This is a genomic window from Desulfurobacterium sp. (assembly GCF_027028515.1).
In the GTDB taxonomy this organism is placed as follows: Bacteria; Aquificota; Aquificia; order Desulfurobacteriales; family Desulfurobacteriaceae; genus Desulfurobacterium_A.
This window is the reverse complement of sequence record NZ_JALVIW010000085.1, coordinates 1-23,752: the sequence shown is the minus strand read 5'-3', so window position 1 is coordinate 23,752 and position 23,752 is coordinate 1. Positions and strand designations below refer to the sequence as shown.

Genomic DNA, 23,752 nt, shown 5'->3' with positions numbered 1-23,752 from the left:
AGCAATACCCGTTAAAAATACCGTCCTATAATTTACTTTTTCCTTTTTTTTCTTGCTATCTGAACCCTTCAAAAGCTTGATAGACATAAAAATAAGAAAGATGGCAAAAAGCACCTTTGTCGTTTGGGGTGACAGAAACTCAGCCGTTAATGCACTTCCCAAAAATACACCCGGTAATGCCCCAGAAACAAGAAAAAAGAAAAGTTTTCCCTTTAAAAATCCTTTTCTTATATGCTGCCAGGCAGATGTTCCAGAAGTTACTGTCATACAGGCGAGAGATGTTGCAACGGCAGATTTAGGAACTATACTTTCAGAAATACCCAAAAGCGGGAAGATAACCCAAAATGTGGGTACAAATAACATCCCCCCACCCTTTCCTAAAAGACCCGAAAGAAAACCAATTAAAAAACCTGCAACAGATAGTACAATTCCAGCCTCTACAATATGTGAAAGCATCTACTGTTTCTCCTTACATTTATTCCAAAAATGTTTATTCATAGAAAAAGCTTTCCTTATATTTACAGGTAGCTTATCAAAATTATATCCCATTTTATATCCAAGATACTTTGCAAAATTCCTAAAAAAAAAGTTGGGTAAAAGATGAAAAGCTCCATTATCTAAAAGAAATTTCAGTTCTGACTTAACATATCTAATACCCTCTTTTTCCGGTTTTCCAAATGTTTCCAACATCCAAAATTGCGTTTTATGAAATACACCAACATCAAAATATCTTCTAAATTCCTGAATTACAGAATAAGAATGTGAGTGATAAACCTTTGCCTCCGCAACATATTTGATTTTGTACCCCTTCATCAGTAAACGAGCCGCAACAACAGAATCTTCTCCAAATATAATATTTTCTGGAAACCATCCTACAGATTCAAGGCATTCTCTCCTATAGGCAGCAAAAGAATTTGAAAGAAAAGCCACTTTAAATCCCATGGTTTTACTGTCTTCAATACTTTTTTCAAAAGATTTTTCAGGATAGTTAAATAACCTCAAATGCTTCCCAAATAAATCGGTATTTTCATAAGGAATCTGTCTTCCATAAGTAGCGGCTATCTTTTTATCTTCACGAAAAGGCAGCGTTAAAAATTCAATCGCTTTTTCGTCAACAGGAATAGCGTCTTGTGTAAAGTAAATCAGAATCTTTCCTTTAGCTTTTTTCCCTGCTAATGTTCGCGTGCTTCCGTGGTCAAATTCTTCTTTCGGAATAGATATAACATGTGCCCCCTTTGAAACAGCAATATTTACTGTCCTATCCAAAGACGAAGAATCTACAACAATAATCTCATCTGGTTTTATAGTTTGATTACCAAGAGCATCAAGAAGCCTTCCTATGTATTTTTCTGCATTATATGTTGGAATTATTACAGATATCATAGAGATCCTCTCTTACATATCTTAAATACCACAAAAAACCAAGGTTTCTCAGAAAATTCTGCTTGAAAAGTTTAAAACGAAAAATGGTAAGCAACTTACCAATGTAAGATACATAAGGAATTTGTACATAAGCTCTAAGCATATCTCTTTGTTCCGGTTTCAAACAGTCCTCATAAGTTGATAAAAAATTCTGAGCCTGCAAAATTGTTTTAGTAATAGATTTAACTAAGTCATCCTTTCGTGTACATTTCTTAACAGCATATTTTACATCAACATTTTTAGCACCCGTATCATTTTTTCCATGCTGCCGATACAACACTGTTGGTTTTGAAATAAAATCCACCACTCCAAACGCGGACGCAACAAGGGCAAGCCACCAATCGTGCATAATAGCTTTTCCACCTATAGGATAGGCCTTTTTTAACAAAGCCCTATTAACAGCACATGCACATCCAGTTACATTATTTTGAACAAGTAGATAATTAAGTGTTTTACATTCCGGATTAAGCTTCTGATAACGCCACATAGAATCGCTTATCACATCTAAATTAGAATCCACCACCCTCAAATCAGAATGCAAAAGAATTGGCAAATCTTCACGTAAATTCTCAATTTGTTTAAATTTTTGAAGAAAAATCTCTATTTTATTCTCAATCCAGATATCATCTTGATCACAAAAAAAGAAATATTCAAAATCCTTTTCTAAAGCGATACCAATAAGATAACTAAAATTGTCTTTAGCATTACCCAATTTTAATCCATCATTAATAAAAACAACCTTTTCAGGATATTTAATGCTGTACTCTTCCAAAATATCAACTGTTCCATCTTCCGACCCATCGTCATGAACCAAAAGAACCCAATTTTTGTAAGTTTGAGTCAAAATGGAATTAAGCTGCTGAGCCAGAAACTGCTCACCATTATAAGTAGCCATTAAAATTGCCACTGTCCTTTCTTCCACATTCACCTCAACACAGGTTATGATAACCCAACTTTCTAACTAATGGTTTCTCCTTCAGGTTTCTATAAAATTCTACAAGACGCTCATTCGATAGAAAAGCATAACTTCTTGAAGCATTTACAAGAGAAGTCGCTTTCTTTATTCTATCCCCATCTACGGAAACATTAAGCCAGTTCAAAACACTTTCAATGGTTGGAATAGGATTTTCCAAAAATTCCTCGTACTTTAGATGCAAGATTCCTTTGCCTGAGCGTTTTTCAAAATCATATATCGATTTTAAATATTCCTCCCATAACTTAATACCTTCTTCAAGAAACTGCAAACGAACTGAATCAACAAAATTCAATTTACCTATAGCAAATATAGCTTTTATAGTCTGTTTGTAATTCCACCTAAAATTATTTTTATTCTTCAATACTCTCCTTCTCAAACTTTCAGCTACATCTACAGGATTACGATATATATGAATTATTTTTGCTTGAGGGAAAATCTCTGACCATATATTTAAAGTAATACTATTCCTTGGATCTTTCCATCCCCAGAGAAAAGGAAGATTGTCTAATTTTCTATACTTTAGAAACTTGCGAACACCAAGAAATTTCAATATTTTAAAACTGGAAATATTAACTTTAACTGCTTTTACTAAAATTTCTTTGAATGTATCATTTATGAATCTAAAATTGTATGGATTATCCCATGTAGCATTTGCTTGAGCCAACAACCAGTCATTGAGTTCAAGAAAAAAGAAAGGTTCATTATTTGGATCTCGACTCGCTCCCATAAAAATTCCACATTTTTGAAGAACCCTTGAAAGTAAAGATGTCCCAGAACGATGCATCCCAACAATAATAACTGGCGGACATTTCATTTGACAGCTCCACTAAATTATATTTATGGTATAAAAACCATAATATTTCTTAACAAGGAAAAGCGGTACAATATTGATAAAGGCAAGACTTATCGCACTGGCAATGGCAGCTCCGTTTATCCCGTAATGAGGAATTAAACAAGCATTAAGAACAACATTTATAAAAGCACCACCAAATATAATATTTTGCATAGTTCTCTCTTTCCCTGTCATCATCAAAATGTAGCCAACACTTCCAACAATTGCATTAACAAATTGCCCCAAAGAAAGAATAACAAGTGCAGAAGAAGCAACAATAAAATCTTTACCAAAAATTAACAATATTTGCTTGGAGAAAAAAACAAAAACAACCAATATCGGGAGTGACGTCCAAAAGATTAGTCGAGCAGACTGTCTTGCAACTCTCGCAAGACCCTTCAAATCTTTACGCCCCCAAAACTCTGCAAACTTCGGAGCAGCAATTGAATTTATAGAAAATAGAACAATACTAATCACCGTAGAAAGTTTCAGAACTACATTATATATTCCTACATCTCTGGTGGTTTTAAAAATTCCTATCATAAAAGTATCCGTCCATCCCATAATGAAAGCCAATACGCTCGAAAAAAGAAGAGGTAGAGAAACCGATAAGATATATTTATAAGAAATCTGATTTAATGCTGGTTTAACATAGAGCGAAAATGTTTTCAAGTACTTTCTCCACAAAAAAAGTGCTAAAAAAGTAGTAAAAACAACAACAGATATACCATAAGATAAAATTGGAATCAAATAAGGATGGTTTGTTTTCAAAAACATCAAAGAGAAAACTAAAATAAGAGAGGCCAGACCGAAAACTCCAAGCTGTTGAAGTAACATATAAATAGTTATTTTTTTCAATCCTCTAATAGCCTCTCTTGTAATCCATAAAACTACAAAAGGAATAACAAAGGCGGAGACCAATTTCAAAGGTACAATCAAAGTAAAATCATGAAATACTTCGACTGCTATATATTTAGCAAACAAAAACAAAATAAAAGATAATGCACTTGATACACTCAAAGTCAACAACAAAATCTTTCTGAAAACCTGAGGTATTAAATATTTATTTTCTGAAACCATAAACTCAGAAATAAATCTCAAAAGTGCTATGTCTGTTCCCAAACGACCAAACATTCCCGATATTTGAAGAAACATAAGACATATAGAGAAAACACCCCATGCTTCAGCACCATAATGGCGAGTAACAATAACTGTAAAAGAATAACCAACAATTGTGCCAGCAACTTTCAGGAAAAAAGCAATCCCTGAATTTTTCAAAAGTTCCCTTAAATCCTGATCTTCAGAAAATCTATGCTTTAAATTAACAATTCTATCGATAATCATTTAGACACCAGTCTGTATGCCACCATAACCGGAAAATCATCATAAACAAGCTTAAAATACCTACCATCATAATGCCTAAGAATAAACATCTGATTAAACATAGAATAAAAAGGTTGCTGTCCCATTATGAATCCCAATAATCTTCCTCGAACATTTACAAGGTCAAGATAAAACCGTCCGGCAGGATTAAAAGTTAATTCTTTATACTTACCATTAACATTCAAAGCTATTTTATTTAGTACAGTAGCACCTTTCGCCCGAACAACACCTGTTCTTAAATTTATGCGAATGCCGCCACAAATAATATTTTCTTTATCCACAGCAACACAAACACCCAACGGTGTAATGCTGTCTTTCACACCTTTTTTGAGCTCAAAATTCCACGTACCAAAATAGTTAATCCAGGAAAATTTACCTATCTCATCTTCTGTAAAAATCCAGTAAACAGGATGTTTTAACTTACCATTGAATCTTCCGCTTAAAAATTCCGCCTTTATTTCTTCTGGTTTTTTACCCTCTTTAAGCCACTTATTAACATAAGTTATGCCCACATTCGAAATACCGATTATCGTATTGTAAGCTTCCCTTGAAGAAGGAGTTGAAAACGTCGTTGCCACAAAGTATGTTTTCGGTGAAAGCTGAGACTGACCATCATGATAAACTGCACGGCGAGAAAGGTACTGAATGGCAGTTCCATAATCCCACCATGTCCATATCCAGGAATCTTTAGGTGTAATCTCTTTCAATTTTAAAAAAGCTTCTTCAAGTGCAGGAGTTATCTTAGGAACAGCTACAAACTTTACTGCCTCAGACTGAACGGAAAAGGCCAAAACAGATATAACAACTGCTAAACCCAAAAGTACTATTTCTTTAAGTCTACTCCAACTATTGTTAAATAAGGAATTATTATCACGAACATATTCGTTAAAGTAATCAAACAGAAAATCAAGGAAGTAACCAAAACCAATACCTATAAAGGGTGCAAGATACATAACAAATCGATTACCACTTTTAAAAGACATTAATCCAAGAAGAAAAGTGGGAATAAGAAAAAGCATCTCCCGCCATTTTCTAAAGAATAATACGAAAACAAATAATAATCCAACAAAAAACACAATACTATTTCCTGTACTCATAGCGATTATTGCCTTTAATGAAGCTCTCTGATCTTCACTGATAGACTGCATAACGTTTGGAAATCCACTCTGAACAGCAGATTTGCCAAAATTAAGAATATAAGTATTTACTCTATCGGCAAGAATCATAATACCTTTATAAATTATTAAAGGATTGGCTGTTAAAAATAAACAACCAAAAACTTTAACATCATTTTTCGAAAATTGCCTTTTTAGCACAATAAAACCCACTATAAATACTATCAACATAATAAGTACAAGATCTGGATGGGCATACCACCAGTAGAATAATTGACAAGATACTCCGGCCAAAATTGCAAAAAGATACTTTTTCCATCCTTCAGTATGGAGAATTTTATAGAAAAAATAGGCTATCAAAAAGGGGAAAAAGAGATTCAGAGAATCAGTATCAAACCTTGCAACTGTTGTCCTTGCCAAGTACATAAGAGAAATAACGCCAAAAACCGCACCTGAAAAACCCGCAAGAGGCACACCTATCTCATCCATATATATAACAAGAGGAATCACAAATAAAACGGCAAGAATGGGCGTAAGATAAAAAGCTACATTTTCTATGTGGGTATGGAAAAGTTTTGCAAAAACGGCTCCCATAAAACTCTCAAGAGGTATCGGCTCAGGATAAACTGCTTTATAAGCTTTCAATTTTTTTATCTCTGAATCTGAAAGCTTCGAAACTATATAGTTATCAGGGACAAACCTGAGAGGATCTACTTTCCCCGCTTTATACTTGCCCTCAAGATAATCTTCACTCCATCTTGCAAAATAGAAAGCATCATAACTTGTAAACAGGGGACGATCTTTATAATAAAAGCTCGATTTTCTTGCTTGCCATACAGAAAGATCATCAAAGCGAACATACAAACCAACTACTATTGGAATAAGGAGAAACAACAGCAGTCTTACAAATCTTAAATTTCTCATCTTTTCCACCATAATCTCCGGACAAAATGGTATAAAAAGCATGCTAATTATATCAAAGCGCAAACGGTATTGACATTTCTTTTAATGCCTTTAAAATATCCTTACGCAGGCTCGGAGCATGGCGCAGCCTGGTAGCGCGCTTGGTTCGGGACCAAGAGGTCGGGGGTTCAAATCCCCCTGCTCCGACCACTCAAAATATCTTCAACAAGTAAATCTACCTGCGTCTTTAACTCAAGAAATGTTCCTGTGTTACACACAAGAAAATCGGCAAACTTTAACTTTTCATTATACGGAAGTTGTAATCTATCTCTTCTAATAACATCCCTGAGGGTAAATCTCTTAGATGCTCTCAAGTACCTCTGACCACGATAGGCAAAAACAACAACAACTTTATCAACAACTTTATACCATCCAGACTCAATTAAAACAGCTGCCTCAACAAAGATAGGCTCTTTACTTTTAGCTGAAGATATAATCTTTTGTTTCACCATAGGGTGCGTGATAGATGTAAGTTTTTTTAGAGCCTCTTTGTCAGAAAACACTATATCTGCCAACTTTCTTTTATCGATTTCTCCATCTTCAGCAAGAATCTCTTTCCCAAAAGCGGAAACAACAGGTTCATAGGCAGGCTCCCCTTTTCTTAAAGCTCCCTTCGCTAAATCATCAGCATTCAAAACTTTAAAACCCTTAACCTTCAAAAATTGAGAAAAAGTACTTTTTCCTGCTCCTATATTCCCTGTTATTCCTATAATCACTATTCACTTTCCCTCTTCATCATAAAACTATCAAAAACCGGTAGTATCATCGCAACAACTGGAACGGCAACAATTATTCCGAGAAAACTCCCATAAGTCGCTCCAAAAAAGATTGCAAAAATTATTAAAAGCGGATTAATTCCCGTAGTTCTGCTCATAACCATGGGATAAATAACATTCTCAAGAGCAACTTCTGAAAGAAAAACAATAATAACCGCAACTATATGGAAAAGATCGCCATTATCAAAAACAGCTAATAAAATTGAAGGAACAAAACCAGTGAAAAAACCAACGTAAGGAATCATATTCATAATCCCCGTAACAACAGCTATAAGGAAACTATACCTGATATCCACAACGGTTAATGTAATAGAAAAATAGACGGCCACTAAAAATGCCATTAAAAGTTGTCCCCTAATATAGCCAGACAAAGAGTCATTGACTCTATCCAGCAAAACAGCTGTTTCAGTTCTGTAAGCACGAGGAATTAGTTTTAGATACAAATCCCGTAAATTTTCCCAATCAACCAGGATATAATAAGAAAGTAAAGGAATAACAACGATATTTATAACCACTGAAGCAATTGAAAAAACACCGGAAAATATCTTTTGAGCCAATGCAGCTACAGTTAAAGAATTATTAACAGAAAAATTTTTATACAACAAGGAAAAAACAGTTGTAGCATTTTTCGGATTAAAACCATTAGCAAAAACTCTTTTTCCTATATATTTTGACAAATGAAAATCTATTTTAGAAGTTAAAACGGGAAGATAATCAATAAATTCTTCAATTTGTTTTATAAGATCCGGCAAAACAACAAGCATTAAACTTAGAATTGCCAATAATATTAAAACGACAGTTAATAGTGCTGCAATCTGGCGTTTTTTAAAAATTTTCAAAAAAAACTCAAAAACAGGAAAACTTATATATGCACTTGCCATAGCTGCAAAAAATGGAAAAACAACTGGTTTCATCATAAAAAGTACAATAATAAAAACTGTTATAGTAAGTGTGACAACTATCTCCGGAAAGTATCTCTCCACAACCGAATTATTCACTTCCCAACTCCCTTATCCCTATTACCACATAACTTATACCAGATATAACAGTCATACCACCGGTAAAGGGATACAAGAATTTTAAGAATATATCAAGATAAAAATTATTGAAATTCAAGCAAAGTAAAGTGAAAAATATTGTTAAAAATTGTGAAAAGGCGGTAAATTTACCAATTAAAATAGGCTTAATCCTTTCAACTTTATTAAAAACTGTAAGCAACCAGCCACCAACTATTATCAAAACATCTCTTGAAATAACCAGTATAGTCAACCATGGAGGAATAATCTTGTGTACATAACTCAAAACCAGAAATGCAGAATCAATAAGAGCTTTATCCGCAAGTGGATCCATTATTATTCCAACTGTGGTAATTTGCTGTAAACGTCGCGCCAAAAAGCCATCAAAAGCGTCACTTAAAGCTGCTATAATGAATAGAATTAAGGCAACTTTAAAGTTACTATAATAAACAGCCATTATAAGAAGAGGAACAATAAAAGCCCTAACAACTGTTATGAGATTTGGTATATTTACCATTAGTATCAACTCCAAAATAACAGAGGTTAAAGTATGAATTTTTCAAAAATAGCAATTGAGGATTATATACTATCTTTCCTAAAAGAGGATATAGGTTTTACCGGTGATATAACCTCCGCGGCATTACCAGGAAGAAAAATAAGAGCAAGGCTCGAGGCAAAAGATGACTTTATTTTGGCTGGAACACCTTTCTTCCAGAAAGTATTTGAAGTTTTAGATAGCAATTTCAAGTTTTCATGGAAAAAGAAAGAAGGGGAACAAGTGAAAGCTGGTGAGATAATAGGCCACATAGAGGGCGGAGAAAAATCTCTGCTAATAGGCGAACGAACAGCTCTTAATTTACTTCAACATCTTTCAGGAATAGCTACCAACACCTATAAGTATGCAAAAGTTTTACAAGGGACAAAAATAAAACTATTAGACACCAGAAAGACCTCTCCAGGACTTAGATATTTTGAAAAATATGCAACAAGAATTGGCGGTGCCTTCAACCACAGAATGGGACTCTACGACGCAGTCATGATTAAAGACAATCACATTAAAGCTTACGGAAATGTAACAAATGCAGTAAATACAATCTATAAAAATATTCCTGTAACAACAATAATAGAGGTTGAAATAGAAAACTGGGATCAACTCAAAGAAACTCTTAATGTTAAAGACATGATAAACATCATCATGTTAGATAACTGGGAAATATCAGAATTGGACAAAGCTATAAAATTCATCAGGAATGAATTAAATCATACTAAAATAGAAGTATCTGGGGGAATAACTCTGGAAAAGTTAAAGGAATTAAGAACCAAAGATATAGATTTTGTGTCAACAAGTAAGCTTATAACCAATTCAAAATGGGTTGATATAAGTATGGAGGTAGAATGAACATTCATCCGTTGAATCTATTAGATGCTGTTCTTGTGATAATACTGGGATGGAACTTTTTTAGAGGCTTTAATAAAGGTGCTATCGAAGAAATCTTATCCATCGCAGGCATCGGGATAAGTATTTTTATAGCTGTCAAAAGCGCCCATGTTGTTGCAGCAAAATTTGTTCCTGACCCTGACGCACCAACAATCATCATGACAGGATTCGTCATCTATGGCATCCTATTTCTTATATCTAAATATATCGCTTTCACTTTAAACTCTATATATTCAAAAGGTTTTTTAGGACTATTAAACAACCTCTTAGGATTTTTATTTGGAATTTTCAGAGGTATTCTCCTTGCTTCAATATTTTTACTCTTTATAGGTGCAACAATGCCGGACAGCTACCTTATAAAAACAAGTTATCTTGGAGGTTTTTTTGCACCTGTGACAGACATAGTAGTTTCTCTACTGCCCGAAAAGGCAAAGAAAAAGGTTGAAAAAAACTGGAAAACCGCTGAAGCTATTCTTCTCAAAAATAGAAAAGCGTGGAAGGAATAAAAAAAGCCCGCTCAAAGCGGGCTTTTAAAAATACTTCAATCACCTTACATCAAACGCCAACAGATGCCATATACTTAATTAAATCACCAAGTCTGTTTGAATAGCCAAACTCATTGTCGTACCAGGAAATTATCTTAACTAAATTTCCACCTATTACATCAGTAGATTTTCCATCTACTATGGAAGAACGTCTATCACCTATGTAATCAACAGAAACGAGCTCTTCATCTGTATAACCTAAAATACCTTTCAGTTTACCTTCTGCTGCCTCTTTCAGAGCAGCATTTACTTCTTCAACAGTAACTTCTTTGTTAACAATACATACAAAATCAATTAGAGAAACATCAGGTGTTGGAACTCTTATAGAAATCCCATTAAATTTACCTTTAAGCTCAGGAATAACAAGACCTACCGCTTTAGCAGCACCTGTGGTTGTTGGTACCATTGATACAGCAGCTGCTCTTGCCCTTCTCAAATCCTTATGGGGCGCATCAAGGAGACGCTGGTCAGCAGTATAAGAGTGAACTGTTGTTAAAAATCCTTTTTCTATACCAAAATTTTCAAGCAACACCTTTGCAACAGGCGCAAGGCAATTAGTAGTACAGGAGGCATTTGAAATGATGTAGTGCTTTTCCGGATCATAATCTGTGTGATTTACACCAACGACAAACGTGGCATCTGGTTCTTTTGCAGGTGCCGAGATAAGAACTCTCTTTGCCCCTGCATCAAGATGCTTTGAAGCACCAGTTCTATCCCTAAACCTTCCAGTGGCTTCTAAAACCACATCGACCTCAAGTTCTTTCCAGGGCAACTTTGCAGGATCCTTCTCCGCATAAACGGTTATTTCTTTGCCGTCTATAACAAGTTTATCCCCTTTTACTTCCACCGTTCCGGGAAATTTACCGTGTACAGAGTCGTATTTTAAAAGATGAGCAAGTGTAGCAGCATCCGTTAAATCGTTTATTGCCACGATTTCAATTTCATCATCTCCTAAAATGGCACGGTGAAAACATCTTCCAATTCTTCCATAACCATTGATGGCAACTCTTACACCCATTATAATCCTCCCTTAAGCGGTTTATTTCTAACACTTAAATGATAAACTTTATTCAGTACATTTACAACAAAATGAGGTTTTAAAATGCTTGCTCTTGCCACCATTGGACTATGTGCAGCAGGAATAGCAACAGGAATACTAACGGTTCAGCTAAGAAGAACAGCTCAAATAAAGAAAAAACTTACCGGTCTGTTTTCACTTCCCGATAAAGTAAACTGGAACGAACTTATCTACTGTATCGAAAAAGAGATTAGCGAGAGAAAAAGCCGGGATAACATTCATTTATTGTCTCAAGCTCTAAACCTCCTTAACGAAGGTCTCGTTATTATGTCACCCTCCGGGAAACTTATATACACTAACAGATTTGCCAGAGAACTTCTCGATATAGATAAAGAAAACTACAAAGGTAGATACTTCTACCAGGTAATAAGTGACTTGGATGTAATAACATTTATTAATGAAAATTTTGATAAAAAGTACAACGTCTGGGAAAGTAAAAAGATAAAAAACCGTTATATACAACTTGTATTCGCTGCAGATGTAGAAGAAAAAGTTTTGCTGCTCAGAGATCTCACACAAATCAAAAAGTACGAAAATCTCAAGAGAGATTTCATTGCAAATGTATCCCACGAACTTAAAACACCTGTTGCAACACTTAAACTATTAATGGAAACCCTTGAAGATGAGTGCGAAGAGAACAAAACCGCAACAGAATTTATCAAAAAAGCACAGGGAAGAATAGAATATATGGAACAACTCATCCAAGACTTAATAACATTAACGATGTTAGAAACAAGTAAAGGCATTCCGTTTGAAAAGAAAAAAATTAAATTGAAGCCTATAATTGATAAAATAATAGAGGAAACAAGTGTAATAGCCAAAAAGAAAAATGTAGAAGTAAAATCTCTCCTTCCTGAAAACCTTGAGGTAACAGGTGACGAAAGACTTTTCTACTTCGTGTTCAGAAATCTTATAGATAATGCCATAAAGTACAACCACGAAGGTGGAAAAGTGAACATAAAATATTCAACGCTTCCAAAAGAACAAGAAATTTCTGTTTGTGATACAGGTCCTGGTATTCCAAAATCCCACCTTCCATTTATATTTGAGAGATTTTACAGAGTTGACAAGTCAAGATCCAGAAAGTTAGGTGGTACAGGGCTTGGATTATCCATCGTCAAACTTGCCGTTGAAAAGTTAGATGGAAAAGTTGACGTTGAAAGCGAAGTTGGTAAAGGAACATGTTTTAAAGTATATTTCCCGTACCCATAATTGTGTTATCATTGTAACCACCAATTATCTGGAGGTTTTTCCTTGAAGAAAATAGCTGTTGTAGTAGCATTACTACTTTTAACTATTCCATCAGTATCAAGTGCCCAAATGTTAACCTCGGAAAACGAAACTGTACTCGCAGAAAACACAACCCTACAACCGGTAATAAAAGAGATAAAAATTGAAGGAAATACCTATCTACCAAAAGAAAGCATACTTTACAGAATATCTCTGAAACCTGGAGAACCTTTAAACACTGAGAAAGTAGCAGAAGATATAAAAAACATCTTTTCTTTGGGATACTACAAAACCATAGAAGTCATTGAAAAAAAAGTAGGAAATAAAGTGATTCTAACATATGTACTAAAAGAAAAACCAATAGTCGAGGCCGTGCATTTTGAAGGGAATAAACACATATCAACCAGAGAACTAAAGAAAAAAATAGAATTTGATGAAGGTAATTTTACAGGACACGTAATATCCTACGAAAAAATCGAAAAAATAAAAAACAGGATAATTAGTGTCTATCACGAAAAAGGCTATATAAATGCTAAAGTTAACTATAATATATCTCAAATTGGACCTAAAAAAGTTAACGTAACGTTTAAAATAGATGAGGGACAGAAAGCTTACGTCTGCAAAATTATAATAAAAGGAAACAAAGCTATAAGCACAGATAAAATAAAAGACGTTCTCCTCACAAAGGAACGCTGTATATGGAAATTAAGATTCCATCCACCTCTCATCAAAGAAAATCTTAAAAAAGATGTAGAAAGAATCAAAAAGCTCTATGAAAGTAAAGGATATATAGATATAAAAGTTGGAAATCCCATAATAAAGAAACTTGACGGTTGCTACGAAGTCATATACCCCATTTTAGAAGAAGGGCCACAATATCTCTTTGGAAAAATTGTGATTAGAGGAAATACCCTTTTCACGTCAAAAGAACTTCTAAAATTAGTAGATAAACTCAAACCTAAAAATCCTTATAATCCAAAATTGCTAACTATTTTTTCAATAAAAGTAGCAAAGTTATACGGTAAATATGGATACATCTTTACATCAATCACTTCTAAAATAAAAATTAATAGAAAAACACATACAGTAAATGTAATTTTCATAATTCATGAAGGAAAAAGAGCAAAAATAAGATATATAAACATCTTAGGAAATTATGAAAGTCGTGATAGAACAGTAAGAAGAGAACTTGATATATATGAAACAGGTATATTAAATACGGAAAACCTTGAACGTTCTATAAGGAGACTTTATAATACCGGTTATTATGAATCAGTAAACGTCAAACCTAAAATAGTTAGTAATAACTTAGTGGATATAGATGTTGATTTAAAAGAACGGCTCACTGGCATGTTTTCTATAGGTGTAGGCTACAGCTCTACCACAAAACTGACAGGAATGCTTTCATTAAGTAAAGGAAACCTCTTTGGTACCGGAGATTCAATATTCATATCTGGACAGTTCGGCTCTTCAGTAAACTATTTTGATATCGGATACAACCATAAGTGGTGGCTCAATCAACCGCAAACACTTGGAGTGAGAGTTTACAACCATAAAAATGAATACACAACATATACCAGCTATAAGAAAGGCTTTTCCTTCAATGTTTATAGAAGGGTTAAAAAAGATTGGAACGTTGGGATAGGCTACACTCTTGAAAAGAACACAATAAGCGACATAGACCCCAACGCAACAAGTATTGTCAAAGAAGAAGAAGGAACTTCAATTATAGGGCTTCTCTCTTCAAGAGTTACTCTCGATTTGAGAGACAACCGATTCCTTCCCCACAGAGGATTTATGTTTAATTTAAGTACAAAAGTAGCTGGCCAGGCTCTTGGTGGTGATAGCAATTTCTACGAAGCGGTTGCAGATGTATCAAAATATATCTATCTCGATGACCTATCTGAAAATTACAAAATACCCATTGTTTTATCAGCACATTTAAAAGCAGGGTTCGCAGACACCTACGGCAAAACGGAAGAGGTTCCCATAGATTACAGATTCTTTGTTGGCGGAGATACAACTGTCAGAGGATTCCGCTGGGGTGAGGCAGGTCCTGTAGATATTAATGGTGACCCTGAAGGAGCAAACAGAGAACTTGTTATGAATTTTGAAATAGGTTACGATATATCAAACAACCTTCGTTTCATTGGATTTGTAGATGTAGGTGCAGGATGGTGGAATAAAATAGATTTTGGAACTTTAAGAAAATCTGCTGGTGTTGGAATTAGGGTTCTAACCCCTATAGGGCCAATTAGACTCGATATAGGTTATAAGTTAGATAGAAAACCGGGAGAAACTCCTTCAGAATGGCACTTTGGACTTGGAACTTACTTCTAAAACAAAGGGAGGAAATTAAAATGGAGAAATTTAAAAAGTTGATATTAACCTTAATAGGAACTTTCATTATCATTGGAGTGGGCACCGTTAAGGCAAAAGCTAATAGCTTTGCAGTTTACTACATAGACATGCAAAAATTAATAAATGAATCACCTCAGGGTAAAAAGGCAAAAACTGAATTAGAAGCAGAGATTAAAAAGGCTGAATCACAGCTCAAAAAGTTAGCAAAAGAGATTGAACAGTTAAAAAAAGAACTTTCATCACCCCTCATCAGTCAGAAAACGAAGCAACAGAAAGAGACTGAAATACAGACAAAGATTCTCCAGTACAAACAACTACAACAAAAAAGCCAAAAAATGCTCTCAAAATTTGAGAGGGAGCTTACAGCCAAAATCCTTAAGGATGTATTTAAAATCGTTGAAAAGTACAGAAAAGAACACAATATTCCAATGATTGTTGAAAAGAATGAGGCAGGAATAATATCTGCAGATCCAAAGTATGACCTAACAGATAAAATCCTTAAACTTTATAGCAGGCCAGGCAAATAATGGAAGTTAGCATTGGTGAATTAGCAAAGTCAATTGGATGCAGAGTAAAAGGCAACCCGGATATTAAAATAAAGGGTGTAAATGAGATACAGAAAGCTAAGGAAGGTGAACTCACCTTCCTTACAAATCCAAAGTATGAAAAATTTCTCAGAACAACAGGCGCTTCTGCCGTTATCGTCGGAAAAGAGTACGACGTCCCTATAACACAATTAATCTGCGAAGAACCTTACGTAGCATTTGCAAAAATCCTATCAATGCTGATAAAAGAACCTCACCCGGAGCCAGGAATTTCAAAGACAGCTACTATTGACGAAACAGCAACTATAGGGAACAACGTCTATATAGGAGACCACGTATTCATAGGAGAAGAATGTAAAATCGGCAACAATGTTAAAATATATCCAGGCGTTGTAATAGGTAACCGTTGTGAAATAGGCGATAACAGTGTAATTTTTGCTAATGTCACCATCTACCACGACGTTAAAATTGGCAAAAACGTAAGAATACACAGCGGAACAGTAATAGGTTCAGACGGCTTCGGATACGCATTCAGCAAAAAAGAGATGAAAATTTACAAAGTTCCCCAGGTTGGAAGAGTAATCATAGGAAACGACGTTGAAATAGGCGCAAACACAACAATAGACAGAGGAACCATAGGTGATACTGTCATAGGAGATGGCACAAAGATAGACAATCTTGTCCAGATAGCACACAACGATAAAATCGGAAGAAACTGTTTCATTGTCTCTCAGGTGGGAATCTCCGGTTCTACAGAAATTGGCGACAATGTCACACTTGCAGGGCAGGTAGGCGTTGCCGGACACATTAAAATAGGAAGTAACATAACAGTCGGTGCTAAATCTGGTGTGACTAAATCCATTACAAAGCCCGGCATCTACGCCGGTTTCCCGATAAAAGATTTTAGAACGTGGAAAAAAACGGAAGCCCTGATTAATCGTCTGCCTGAAATTTATGAGAAAATTAAATCCTTTCTCTCTACGAAGGAGCAAAAAAGTTGAAAATTGCACACATATCCGACAGCCACCTTGGATATGCACAGTACAACCTAATTGAACGGAAGGCAGACTTCTTTAAAGCTTTTGAACAGGCAATAGATAGAATCATAGAATCCAATGTTGACCTTGTAATACACACGGGAGACCTTTTTGAATCTCCACAACCTGACATGATTTCTCTTTCAAAAGCGATAAAACAGTTTAAGAAGCTAAAAGAAAAAAGAATCCCCGTGGTTGCAATTACAGGAAATCACGACAGAACACTCAGAAAGGGAAAAATCCCACCGCAGAAAATTTTAGAAGATCTCGGACTGCTACAACTTATCTCACCTTACGGTGAAAAGGTTTTCGGCGACCTTTACATAGCAGGTATCCAGTTCATGCCTGGAAGCCATCTGAAAGAGCTATCTAAAAAAATCTTCCCTGAATTTTCTGAAAATGCAGTAAAACACAGATTCTCAATCTTTATGTTCCACCAGGGCATAGATACCTACCTTCCGTACGAAGGCGCAGCTGAAATGAGCATGTCTGACCTACCTGAAGGATTCACATACTATGCTGGTGGGCATATCCACAATTTTATTCACGAAACTAAAAGCTATTTCTTCAGCTACGCAGGTGTAACAGAATTTAGAACAGTAAAAGAGGCAGAAAGCACCAGCAGAGGATTTAACATAATAGATCTTGAAAAGAAGTCATTAGAGAGAATCAAACTTGAAAATTTAAGAGATTTCTTATCATTTACGATAGAGGAAGGAAAAGACGAAAACGTGAAACTGGAAGAAATAACAGAAAAGGCATCTGAATGTCCGATTCCTCCAATTGTAGTGATAAAGTACCTCTACACCGAAAAACCATTTTCAGAAACAACTGCCATCAAACGATTAAAAGAAAAAGCTCTAATAGTAAGAGTTCTTCAAAAAAACATTTCAGAAAAAGAGACAGAAAAACTTAAAAAGACAACATCTATAGAAGAAATTGTAAGAAATTACTTCAAAGACCAGAGAAAATTTGTCCAGGATTTAAGCGTGGAATTGGCAACGTCTTCAACCGAACACACAGCAGAAATCCTCTTAAAGTTTTTAGAGGAGAAGACAGGATTAAAGATAACATTCTAACTTTCATAGAAGAAACACTTTTAGACATCCTTTCACCTGAATACTGTGCCGTATGTGGAAAGTTTCTCATTGGCAAGCACAGAAAAATCACCTGTGAAGAGTGCTGGAACATCCACATAAGACCGTTTTCAGGAAAAAAATGCGCGGTATGCGGATATCCCTTAAAACTTTCGCCAGGAAGCGAACCTCTTTGCAGAGATTGTTTCGAAAAAAGCAGAAAATTTGCTTTCTCTGGCGTATCGTATTTTGGACTCTACAAAGGTCTCCTTGAAATAGCTATCAAAACCTTCAAAATCGCAAAACGCCGGGAAATCGGAAAAGAGATCGGCCAAACGATATCCAACCACCTAAAAAAATTTCTATCTGAAAATAAAATAGACCTCATCATCCCTGTTCCCCTTCATCCTGAAGAACTAAAGGCAAGAGGTTTCAACCAGTGTCACTTAATCCTGTCCGCTGCAAATGTTCCATTCATAGATGGCGTTGAAAAGAGATTCCATGGAAGAAAACAAGCTTTACTCTCAAAACAGGAAAGGAAAGAAAACGTTAAAGGACTATTTGCTGTAAAAGAAAATGTAATACCTCAAATAAAAGGAAAAAGGATATGCCTGTTTGACGATATATTTACCACAGGAAGCACCGTCAATGAAATAGCACAAGAACTCATTAAAGCCGGTGCCGATGCCATCTACGTTTACACAGTCGCACGCTCCATCAAAAAATCAAAATAGTATAATTTCTATAAAACCTTTTAAGGGAGACAAAGATGAAAAAAATAGGATACATTATAAGTGCTTTCTTATTCTTAGTTTTTTCTTATTCTTAGTTTTTGGAACAAAAGCAATAGCTTCCGCATATACAGGTTTTAAACCTCTAAAAAAAGGTGATTGGTCAAAATACACGATAATAAGTGAAGATGGAAAGAAAACAACACTAACCTACATATACGGCGGAAAAGAGAAAGTTAATGGAAAAACTATCAACATAGTGGAGTTTTCAGGAAGGTATGGAAAAAACATGGCAGGAATAATACAGCTGTGGCTTGATGAAAAAGACCAACCGGTCAAGACTATAATGAAAACACCAGACGGACAACTTATATGTTTTGCAGGTGGCTCAACGATGGGACCTCAGGTGCAGGAAAATCCACATACAAAGACACCGGAAAAGTTCAAACCGACAAGACCAAAAATTCACTTTGGAACATATAAAACACCAACAGGTAAAAAAGTTCCTGTAGCAATTTTCAAAACAGAAACCGGTGAAACATGGGTGAGTAGCAATGTTCCTTTTGGCATAGTTAAACAGGTAGAAAACGGCAGAGTGACAATGTACCTAAAAGATTTTGGAACAGGCAGAAAAACAAAAATTCCTCTTGATGAAGCAAAAAGCTGCCAACCTTTCAACTTTCCAGGATTTCCAGGAATGGTGCCTCAAAACATACCAACCATTCCTCAATACTAAGGTATAATGGCCGTAAAAGATTGCGAGGAAACAATGGCTCTACTATTCTCCAGCATTGAAGAATTGAAAGCGTTTGCCGAGAGAAAAAGAAAAGAAGGCAAAAAGATAGTATTTACAAATGGCTGCTTTGACATTATCCATGCAGGTCACATTGATTACCTTGAGAAGGCAAAATCCCTTGGCGATATTTTGATAATAGGTGTTAACAGTGACAGCTCAATTAAAAAAATAAAAGGCGACAAAAGACCAATAGTGCACCAGCAGTATAGAATACGGGTTCTTCAGGGTTTAAAAGCGGTTGATGGAATAATTGTTTTCAACGAAGAGACACCCTTAAACGTTATAAAAGCTCTAAAGCCTGACATCTTAGTTAAAGGTGCCGATTGGCCCCTTGAAAAGATAGTAGGAAGGGAATACGCAAAAAAAGTTGAAAGGATAGAATTCGCCTACGATATATCTACATCAAAAATTATAGAAAAGGTTCTAAAAATTCACGGGTGCAAGTAAGAACAAAACCTTGACAAAACAGCAGCAGTATAGTAAATTCCACCTGCCCGCTACATTTTCGGCGTTTTTGTTAAAAACGCCAACTACCGGAGGATTCAGAATGAAAACCTTCATGCAGAAGAAGGAAGAGGTTAAAAGAGACTGGTACGTTGTTGATGCTACCGGAAAAACTCTTGGAAGACTTGCCTCTGAAATTGCAAAGATACTCATAGGCAAGCACAAGCCCACTTACACACCCCACGTTGACGGTGGAGACTTCGTAGTTGTAGTAAACGCTGAGAAAATCTACGCCAGCGGTAAGAAGCTCAACCAGAAAATCTACTACAAGCACACCGGTTACTTTGGACATTTGAAAGAAAGAACTCTTAAAGACATGCTCAAAGAAAAGCCGGAAGAGGTAATCAAGATTGCCGTAAGGGGAATGCTCCCAAAGAATAAGCTTAGAGATAGGAGGATGAAGAGACTTAAAGTGTACGCAGGTCCAAACCATCCTCATGCTGCACAAAATCCTAAACCTCTTGAATTTTAATGGAGGATTCAATGGCTGAAATGAGATATTACGGAACTGGAAAGAGAAAAACGGCAATTGCAAGAGTCTGGATAATTCCTAACGGCTCTGGCAAGATCACCGTAAACAGACAAGATGCAAAAGACTACTTTGGAAGACTTGCTCTTCTTAAAATAATGGAACAACCCTTTGACGTTACAGGAACAAACGGAAGATTTGATGTATGGTGCACGGTAAAAGGTGGTGGAAAGTCTGCTCAGGCAGATGCTGTTAAGTTTGGTATTGCCAAAGCACTATTGGCCTTCAACCCTGAATTAAGGCCAGTTCTTAAAAAAGCAGGATTCCTCACAAGAGACGCACGTATCAAAGAAAGGAAGAAGTACGGACAGAGAGGCGCACGTGCAAGGTACCAGTGGTCAAAACGTTAAGATATCTATTATCGGTGCTTCAGGATATACAGGGGCGGAGCTTCTCCGCCTTCTTTCTTTTCACCCGTTCGCAAACGTAGTCTCAGTAACATCCCGCCAGTTTGAAGGAAAAAGGATAAAGGATGTCTTTCCACACCTTTCAAGAATGAAATTTGAAAATCTAAAATTTGAAAGCTACGAAAAAGAAAAAATTGCCGAAAAATCCGACGTTGTATTTTTATGTCTTCCTCACAAAACTGCGCATCCAATAGTAAAAGAACTCTACGAAACAAAAAAGGCACTTAAAATCATAGATTTTAGTGCCGATTTTAGATTTAAAAATCCGGAAATTTACGAAAAAACCTACGGCGTAAACCACACGGCAAAAGAACTTTTTCAAAAAAGTGCATACGGACTTCCAGAAATCAACAGGGAAGAGATAAAGATAAAAAATGTCATTGCAAACCCGGGTTGCTACCCTACAAGTGTAATATTGGGACTTTACCCTGCTAAAAAAGCAGGACTTGTAGAAACTTCTTTTCCTGTAATTGCTGACAGCAAATCCGGCGTAACCGGTGCAGGCAGAAAATCAACGTTAGACTTCACATTCTGCGAAGTAAATGAGTCTTTCAAAGCCTACGCCATAGAAGGCCACAGACATGCACCTGAAATAGCGGAAAAGCTTGAAATTGAAAGTGTAAGATTTACACCTCATTTAATTCCTATGAACAGAGGAATTCTCTCTACCATATATTTCAAGACCCAAAGCTCAAAAGAGGAATTAAGAAGAGTCTACGAAGAGTTTTACAGTAACGAATACTTCATAAGACTTAGAGAAAAACCACCTAAAACCTCAGACGTTGCAGGAACAAACTTCTGCGACATTTACGTAACAAAAGATGAAAGTACAGGTCTGGGAATTGTGGTATCTGTAATAGACAATATTGGAAAAGGTGCTTCTGGACAGGCTGTTCAAAACATGAACATTATCTGCGGCTTTCCTGAAACAACGGGTCTTGAGTTTCCCGGAAACTGGATATAAGACTTCCTTTAACTCCCTCCACCGCATATCTTAATTACAGAACAAAAATCCGTTCAAAGAGGTAACCATGACTAAATTTATTGATAGAGCGAAAATTTACGTTAAAGGTGGCGACGGCGGAAACGGTTGTGTCGCTTTCAGAAGGGAGAAATTTGTTCCTAAAGGTGGTCCTGCAGGCGGTGACGGTGGAAGAGGCGGAAGTGTTATTCTGGTTGCAGATAGTGGTATGCACACACTCCTCGACTTTAAATATAAGCGCCACTTTAAAGCAGAAAGGGGGAGACACGGCGAAGGAAACAAAAGAACGGGAAAAAGTGGTAAAGATTTAATAATAAAAGTCCCTGTCGGGACAGTAGTAAAAGACGCAGAGACCGGTGAGATAATAGGTGATCTGACAAAGGTCGGCGAAAAATTAGTCGTAGCAAGAGGTGGAAAAGGCGGTAGAGGTAACGCTGCTTTTGCAACACCGACACGTCAGGCCCCCGACTTTGCAGAGCCGGGAGAACCCGGAGAAGAAAGGTGGATAGAACTTGAACTAAAACTCATTGCAGATGTCGGACTCATAGGATTCCCGAATGCCGGTAAATCAACATTCCTATCACGGATCACAGCTGCAAAACCAGAAATAGCCGATTACCCATTTACCACTCTAAGGCCTATACTTGGCGTTGCAAAAGTTGACAACTTTTCTTTTGTTGTTGCTGACATTCCCGGACTCATAGAAGGGGCCCACGCCGGAAAAGGTCTTGGTCATGAATTCTTAAGACACGTTGAAAGGACAAAACTACTGCTACACCTGATAGATCTTTCAGATTTGACCAGGGAACCGGAAGAAGCCTTTGAAAAGATTAACAAAGAACTTAAACTTTACTCTCCAAAGCTTTCAGAAAAACCACAGATAGTTGTAGGAACAAAGATAGATGCAGTAACAGATAAATCAAAAATAGAAAAGGCAAAAAGATACTTTGAAATTAAAGGTTATCCCTTCTTTGCCATATCTTCAGTAACAGGTGAAGGCGTAACCGAACTTTTAAGGTTTGTCTCAGAAAAGGTTAAAGAACAGAAGAAGGAGAAGGAAATTTAACTGTCTTCTCCTTTTTCAAACTTCTCAATCTCAACCTTGAGAGAGTTTTTAAACCAGATATCGTTCTGCGGAAACGGTATTTCAACGCCGGCCTTTTTAAGTTCTCTCCACACGTTGTAGTAAAAACGGCTCCGTATCTCCTCTATTTTTATATCTCGCCGTATATCAATCCAGAAAGAGGCTATAAAGATAAGTGCACTGTCTCCCAGCTCCCAGAACCAAACTGAAGGTCTTGGCGCCTTCAAAACACCAGGCATCTTCTCAAGAACAGAAAGAATAACCTTCCTAACCGTCTCAGGAGCAGAAGAGTAAGCAACACCAATGGGAATTCTCAACCTCACCAAAGGATCATGATGGGAAAAGTTAACTATTGGAGAAGAGATAAAATTAGAATTAGGAATGGCTATCTCCACGCCGTCGTTTGTCCTTATTAAAGTTGAGAGAATACCTATATCCTCTATTTTACCGAAAACGTTCCTATCCCTATTACCAAGAGTTGGAACAGAAATTGGCAACTCTACAATGTCTCCAATCTTCAATTTCTTACTGAAAAGGAGAATAAAACCGCTCAAATAGTTATTCATAATCGTCTGAAGACCGAAACCGATACCAACACCTAAAGTACCTGCAACAGGTAGCAAAACCTTCCATGTAATACCGAGAGAGGACAAAACAACGATAAAAACAAACAAAATACCTATGTTAAAAATAAGTGCCTCTGCAGAACCACCCTCTATGCTTCTCCTTTCCTTAGGGAAATAAAGTTTTACAAGCTTTTTAAAAATGTTAAGGAGAGAGATAAGCAAGAACGCATAATAAACAGAAAGGATAATGTTATAAAGACTTATCCTCAAAAGGTCTGTCTCTATAAAATAGACATCCTTTAAAATTTTAAAAAATTTATCAATCCCAAAAAACTGTTCAAGAATGGCTTTCAAAACAAC

General features: G+C 36.1%; 25 protein-coding genes and 1 tRNA gene. 15 read left to right on the top strand and 11 right to left on the bottom strand.

Annotation, left to right across the window (positions count from 1 at the left end; translation table 11 throughout):
* The 6 genes from MV676_RS07375 to MV676_RS07350 all read right to left on the bottom strand — a co-directional run.
* Positions 1 to 456: sulfite exporter TauE/SafE family protein (locus MV676_RS07375; protein WP_297446336.1), on the bottom strand; the 456-nt coding region annotated here is incomplete at its 3' end.
* Complete coding sequence (locus MV676_RS07370) at positions 457 to 1,383, bottom strand: glycosyltransferase family 2 protein (protein WP_297446332.1); 927 nt, start codon at positions 1,381 to 1,383, stop codon at positions 457 to 459. It lies immediately after the preceding gene.
* Positions 1,355 to 2,344, bottom strand: coding sequence for a glycosyltransferase family 2 protein (locus MV676_RS07365; protein WP_297446329.1), 990 nt, complete (start codon positions 2,342 to 2,344; stop codon positions 1,355 to 1,357). Before MV676_RS07365 ends, MV676_RS07370 begins: the two co-directional genes overlap by 29 nt.
* A gap of 7 nt (positions 2,345 to 2,351) precedes the next feature.
* Positions 2,352 to 3,212, bottom strand: a complete 861-nt coding sequence (locus MV676_RS07360; RefSeq protein ID WP_297446327.1) for a sulfotransferase — start codon at positions 3,210 to 3,212, stop codon at positions 2,352 to 2,354.
* A 12-nt stretch (positions 3,213 to 3,224) separates the two neighbouring features.
* Positions 3,225 to 4,574, bottom strand: a complete 1,350-nt coding sequence (locus MV676_RS07355) for a flippase (protein ID WP_297446325.1) — start codon at positions 4,572 to 4,574, stop codon at positions 3,225 to 3,227.
* Positions 4,571 to 6,652: an STT3 domain-containing protein gene (locus tag MV676_RS07350; RefSeq protein WP_297446322.1), complete on the bottom strand. Its 2,082-nt coding sequence runs from the start codon at positions 6,650 to 6,652 to the stop codon at positions 4,571 to 4,573. Before MV676_RS07350 ends, MV676_RS07355 begins: the two co-directional genes overlap by 4 nt.
* A 112-nt stretch (positions 6,653 to 6,764) precedes the next feature.
* Here MV676_RS07350 and MV676_RS07345 point away from each other — a divergent pair.
* Positions 6,765 to 6,841: transfer RNA gene (locus MV676_RS07345), tRNA-Pro, on the top strand.
* On the opposite strand, the gene coaE is transcribed toward MV676_RS07345, so the two are convergent.
* The 3 genes from coaE to MV676_RS07330 are packed head-to-tail and all read right to left on the bottom strand — an operon-like array spanning position 6,820 to position 9,000.
* On the bottom strand, positions 6,820 to 7,407 hold the full coding sequence (coaE, locus tag MV676_RS07340) for a dephospho-CoA kinase (RefSeq protein ID WP_297446319.1): 588 nt from the start codon (positions 7,405 to 7,407) through the stop codon (positions 6,820 to 6,822). The two genes, MV676_RS07345 and coaE, sit on opposite strands and share 22 nt — an antisense overlap.
* Complete coding sequence (locus MV676_RS07335; protein ID WP_297446316.1) at positions 7,407 to 8,465, bottom strand: AI-2E family transporter; 1,059 nt, start codon at positions 8,463 to 8,465, stop codon at positions 7,407 to 7,409. The genes coaE and MV676_RS07335 overlap by 1 nt, the downstream gene beginning before the upstream one ends.
* Positions 8,458 to 9,000 carry a CDP-alcohol phosphatidyltransferase family protein gene (locus MV676_RS07330; protein WP_297446314.1) on the bottom strand — a complete coding sequence of 181 codons (543 nt, stop codon included), beginning with the start codon at positions 8,998 to 9,000 and terminating at the stop codon, positions 8,458 to 8,460. The genes MV676_RS07335 and MV676_RS07330 overlap by 8 nt, the downstream gene beginning before the upstream one ends.
* Before the next feature lie 33 nt (positions 9,001 to 9,033).
* Between MV676_RS07330 and nadC the strand changes: the two genes are divergently transcribed.
* Both nadC and MV676_RS07320 read left to right on the top strand, forming a co-directional pair.
* Positions 9,034 to 9,882, top strand: coding sequence for a carboxylating nicotinate-nucleotide diphosphorylase (gene nadC, locus MV676_RS07325; protein WP_297446312.1), 849 nt, complete (start codon positions 9,034 to 9,036; stop codon positions 9,880 to 9,882).
* Complete coding sequence (locus MV676_RS07320) at positions 9,879 to 10,427, top strand: CvpA family protein (protein WP_297446308.1); 549 nt, start codon at positions 9,879 to 9,881, stop codon at positions 10,425 to 10,427. The genes nadC and MV676_RS07320 overlap by 4 nt, the downstream gene beginning before the upstream one ends.
* A 49-nt stretch (positions 10,428 to 10,476) precedes the next feature.
* Here MV676_RS07320 and gap read toward each other — a convergent pair whose 3' ends face one another.
* Entirely contained in the window at positions 10,477 to 11,484 is a 1,008-nt protein-coding gene (gap, locus tag MV676_RS07315) for a type I glyceraldehyde-3-phosphate dehydrogenase (RefSeq protein WP_022846909.1), read from the bottom strand.
* 84 nt (positions 11,485 to 11,568) lie between these two features.
* Here gap and MV676_RS07310 point away from each other — a divergent pair, with 84 nt between their 5' ends.
* The 12 genes from MV676_RS07310 (at position 11,569) to obgE (ending at position 22,808) form a co-directional block, all read left to right on the top strand.
* Positions 11,569 to 12,756, top strand: coding sequence for an ATP-binding protein (locus tag MV676_RS07310; RefSeq protein WP_297446305.1), 1,188 nt, complete (start codon positions 11,569 to 11,571; stop codon positions 12,754 to 12,756).
* Positions 12,757 to 12,798: 42 nt separating this feature from the next.
* Positions 12,799 to 15,114 (top strand): outer membrane protein assembly factor BamA, encoded by a 2,316-nt coding sequence (gene bamA, locus MV676_RS07305; RefSeq protein WP_297446302.1) that lies wholly within the window; start codon positions 12,799 to 12,801, stop codon positions 15,112 to 15,114.
* A gap of 20 nt (positions 15,115 to 15,134) precedes the next feature.
* Positions 15,135 to 15,662, top strand: coding sequence for an OmpH family outer membrane protein (locus MV676_RS07300; protein WP_297446300.1), 528 nt, complete (start codon positions 15,135 to 15,137; stop codon positions 15,660 to 15,662).
* Positions 15,662 to 16,681 (top strand): UDP-3-O-(3-hydroxymyristoyl)glucosamine N-acyltransferase, encoded by a 1,020-nt coding sequence (lpxD, locus tag MV676_RS07295; RefSeq protein WP_297446297.1) that lies wholly within the window; start codon positions 15,662 to 15,664, stop codon positions 16,679 to 16,681. The genes MV676_RS07300 and lpxD overlap by 1 nt, the downstream gene beginning before the upstream one ends.
* Positions 16,678 to 17,796 (top strand): exonuclease SbcCD subunit D, encoded by a 1,119-nt coding sequence (locus MV676_RS07290; RefSeq protein ID WP_297446295.1) that lies wholly within the window; start codon positions 16,678 to 16,680, stop codon positions 17,794 to 17,796. Before lpxD ends, MV676_RS07290 begins: the two co-directional genes overlap by 4 nt.
* Complete coding sequence (locus MV676_RS07285; RefSeq protein ID WP_343214963.1) at positions 17,688 to 18,527, top strand: ComF family protein; 840 nt, start codon at positions 17,688 to 17,690, stop codon at positions 18,525 to 18,527. The genes MV676_RS07290 and MV676_RS07285 overlap by 109 nt, the downstream gene beginning before the upstream one ends.
* Positions 18,478 to 19,260 carry a hypothetical protein gene (locus MV676_RS07280; protein ID WP_297446292.1) on the top strand — a complete coding sequence of 261 codons (783 nt, stop codon included), beginning with the start codon at positions 18,478 to 18,480 and terminating at the stop codon, positions 19,258 to 19,260. Before MV676_RS07285 ends, MV676_RS07280 begins: the two co-directional genes overlap by 50 nt.
* A gap of 33 nt (positions 19,261 to 19,293) precedes the next feature.
* Positions 19,294 to 19,767, top strand: a complete 474-nt coding sequence (gene rfaE2, locus MV676_RS07275; RefSeq protein WP_022846915.1) for a D-glycero-beta-D-manno-heptose 1-phosphate adenylyltransferase — start codon at positions 19,294 to 19,296, stop codon at positions 19,765 to 19,767.
* Between the two features lie 100 nt (positions 19,768 to 19,867).
* Positions 19,868 to 20,296 (top strand): 50S ribosomal protein L13, encoded by a 429-nt coding sequence (rplM, locus tag MV676_RS07270; RefSeq protein ID WP_022846916.1) that lies wholly within the window; start codon positions 19,868 to 19,870, stop codon positions 20,294 to 20,296.
* Positions 20,297 to 20,307: 11 nt separating this feature from the next.
* Positions 20,308 to 20,703 carry a 30S ribosomal protein S9 gene (rpsI, locus tag MV676_RS07265; RefSeq protein WP_022846917.1) on the top strand — a complete coding sequence of 132 codons (396 nt, stop codon included), beginning with the start codon at positions 20,308 to 20,310 and terminating at the stop codon, positions 20,701 to 20,703.
* On the top strand, positions 20,675 to 21,724 hold the full coding sequence (gene argC / locus MV676_RS07260; RefSeq protein ID WP_297446286.1) for an N-acetyl-gamma-glutamyl-phosphate reductase: 1,050 nt from the start codon (positions 20,675 to 20,677) through the stop codon (positions 21,722 to 21,724). Before rpsI ends, argC begins: the two co-directional genes overlap by 29 nt.
* A 67-nt stretch (positions 21,725 to 21,791) precedes the next feature.
* Positions 21,792 to 22,808, top strand: a complete 1,017-nt coding sequence (gene obgE, locus MV676_RS07255) for a GTPase ObgE (RefSeq protein WP_297446284.1) — start codon at positions 21,792 to 21,794, stop codon at positions 22,806 to 22,808.
* Here obgE and MV676_RS07250 read toward each other — a convergent pair.
* Positions 22,805 to 23,752: mechanosensitive ion channel domain-containing protein (locus MV676_RS07250; protein WP_297446282.1), on the bottom strand; the 948-nt coding region annotated here is incomplete at its 5' end. The two genes, obgE and MV676_RS07250, sit on opposite strands and share 4 nt — an antisense overlap.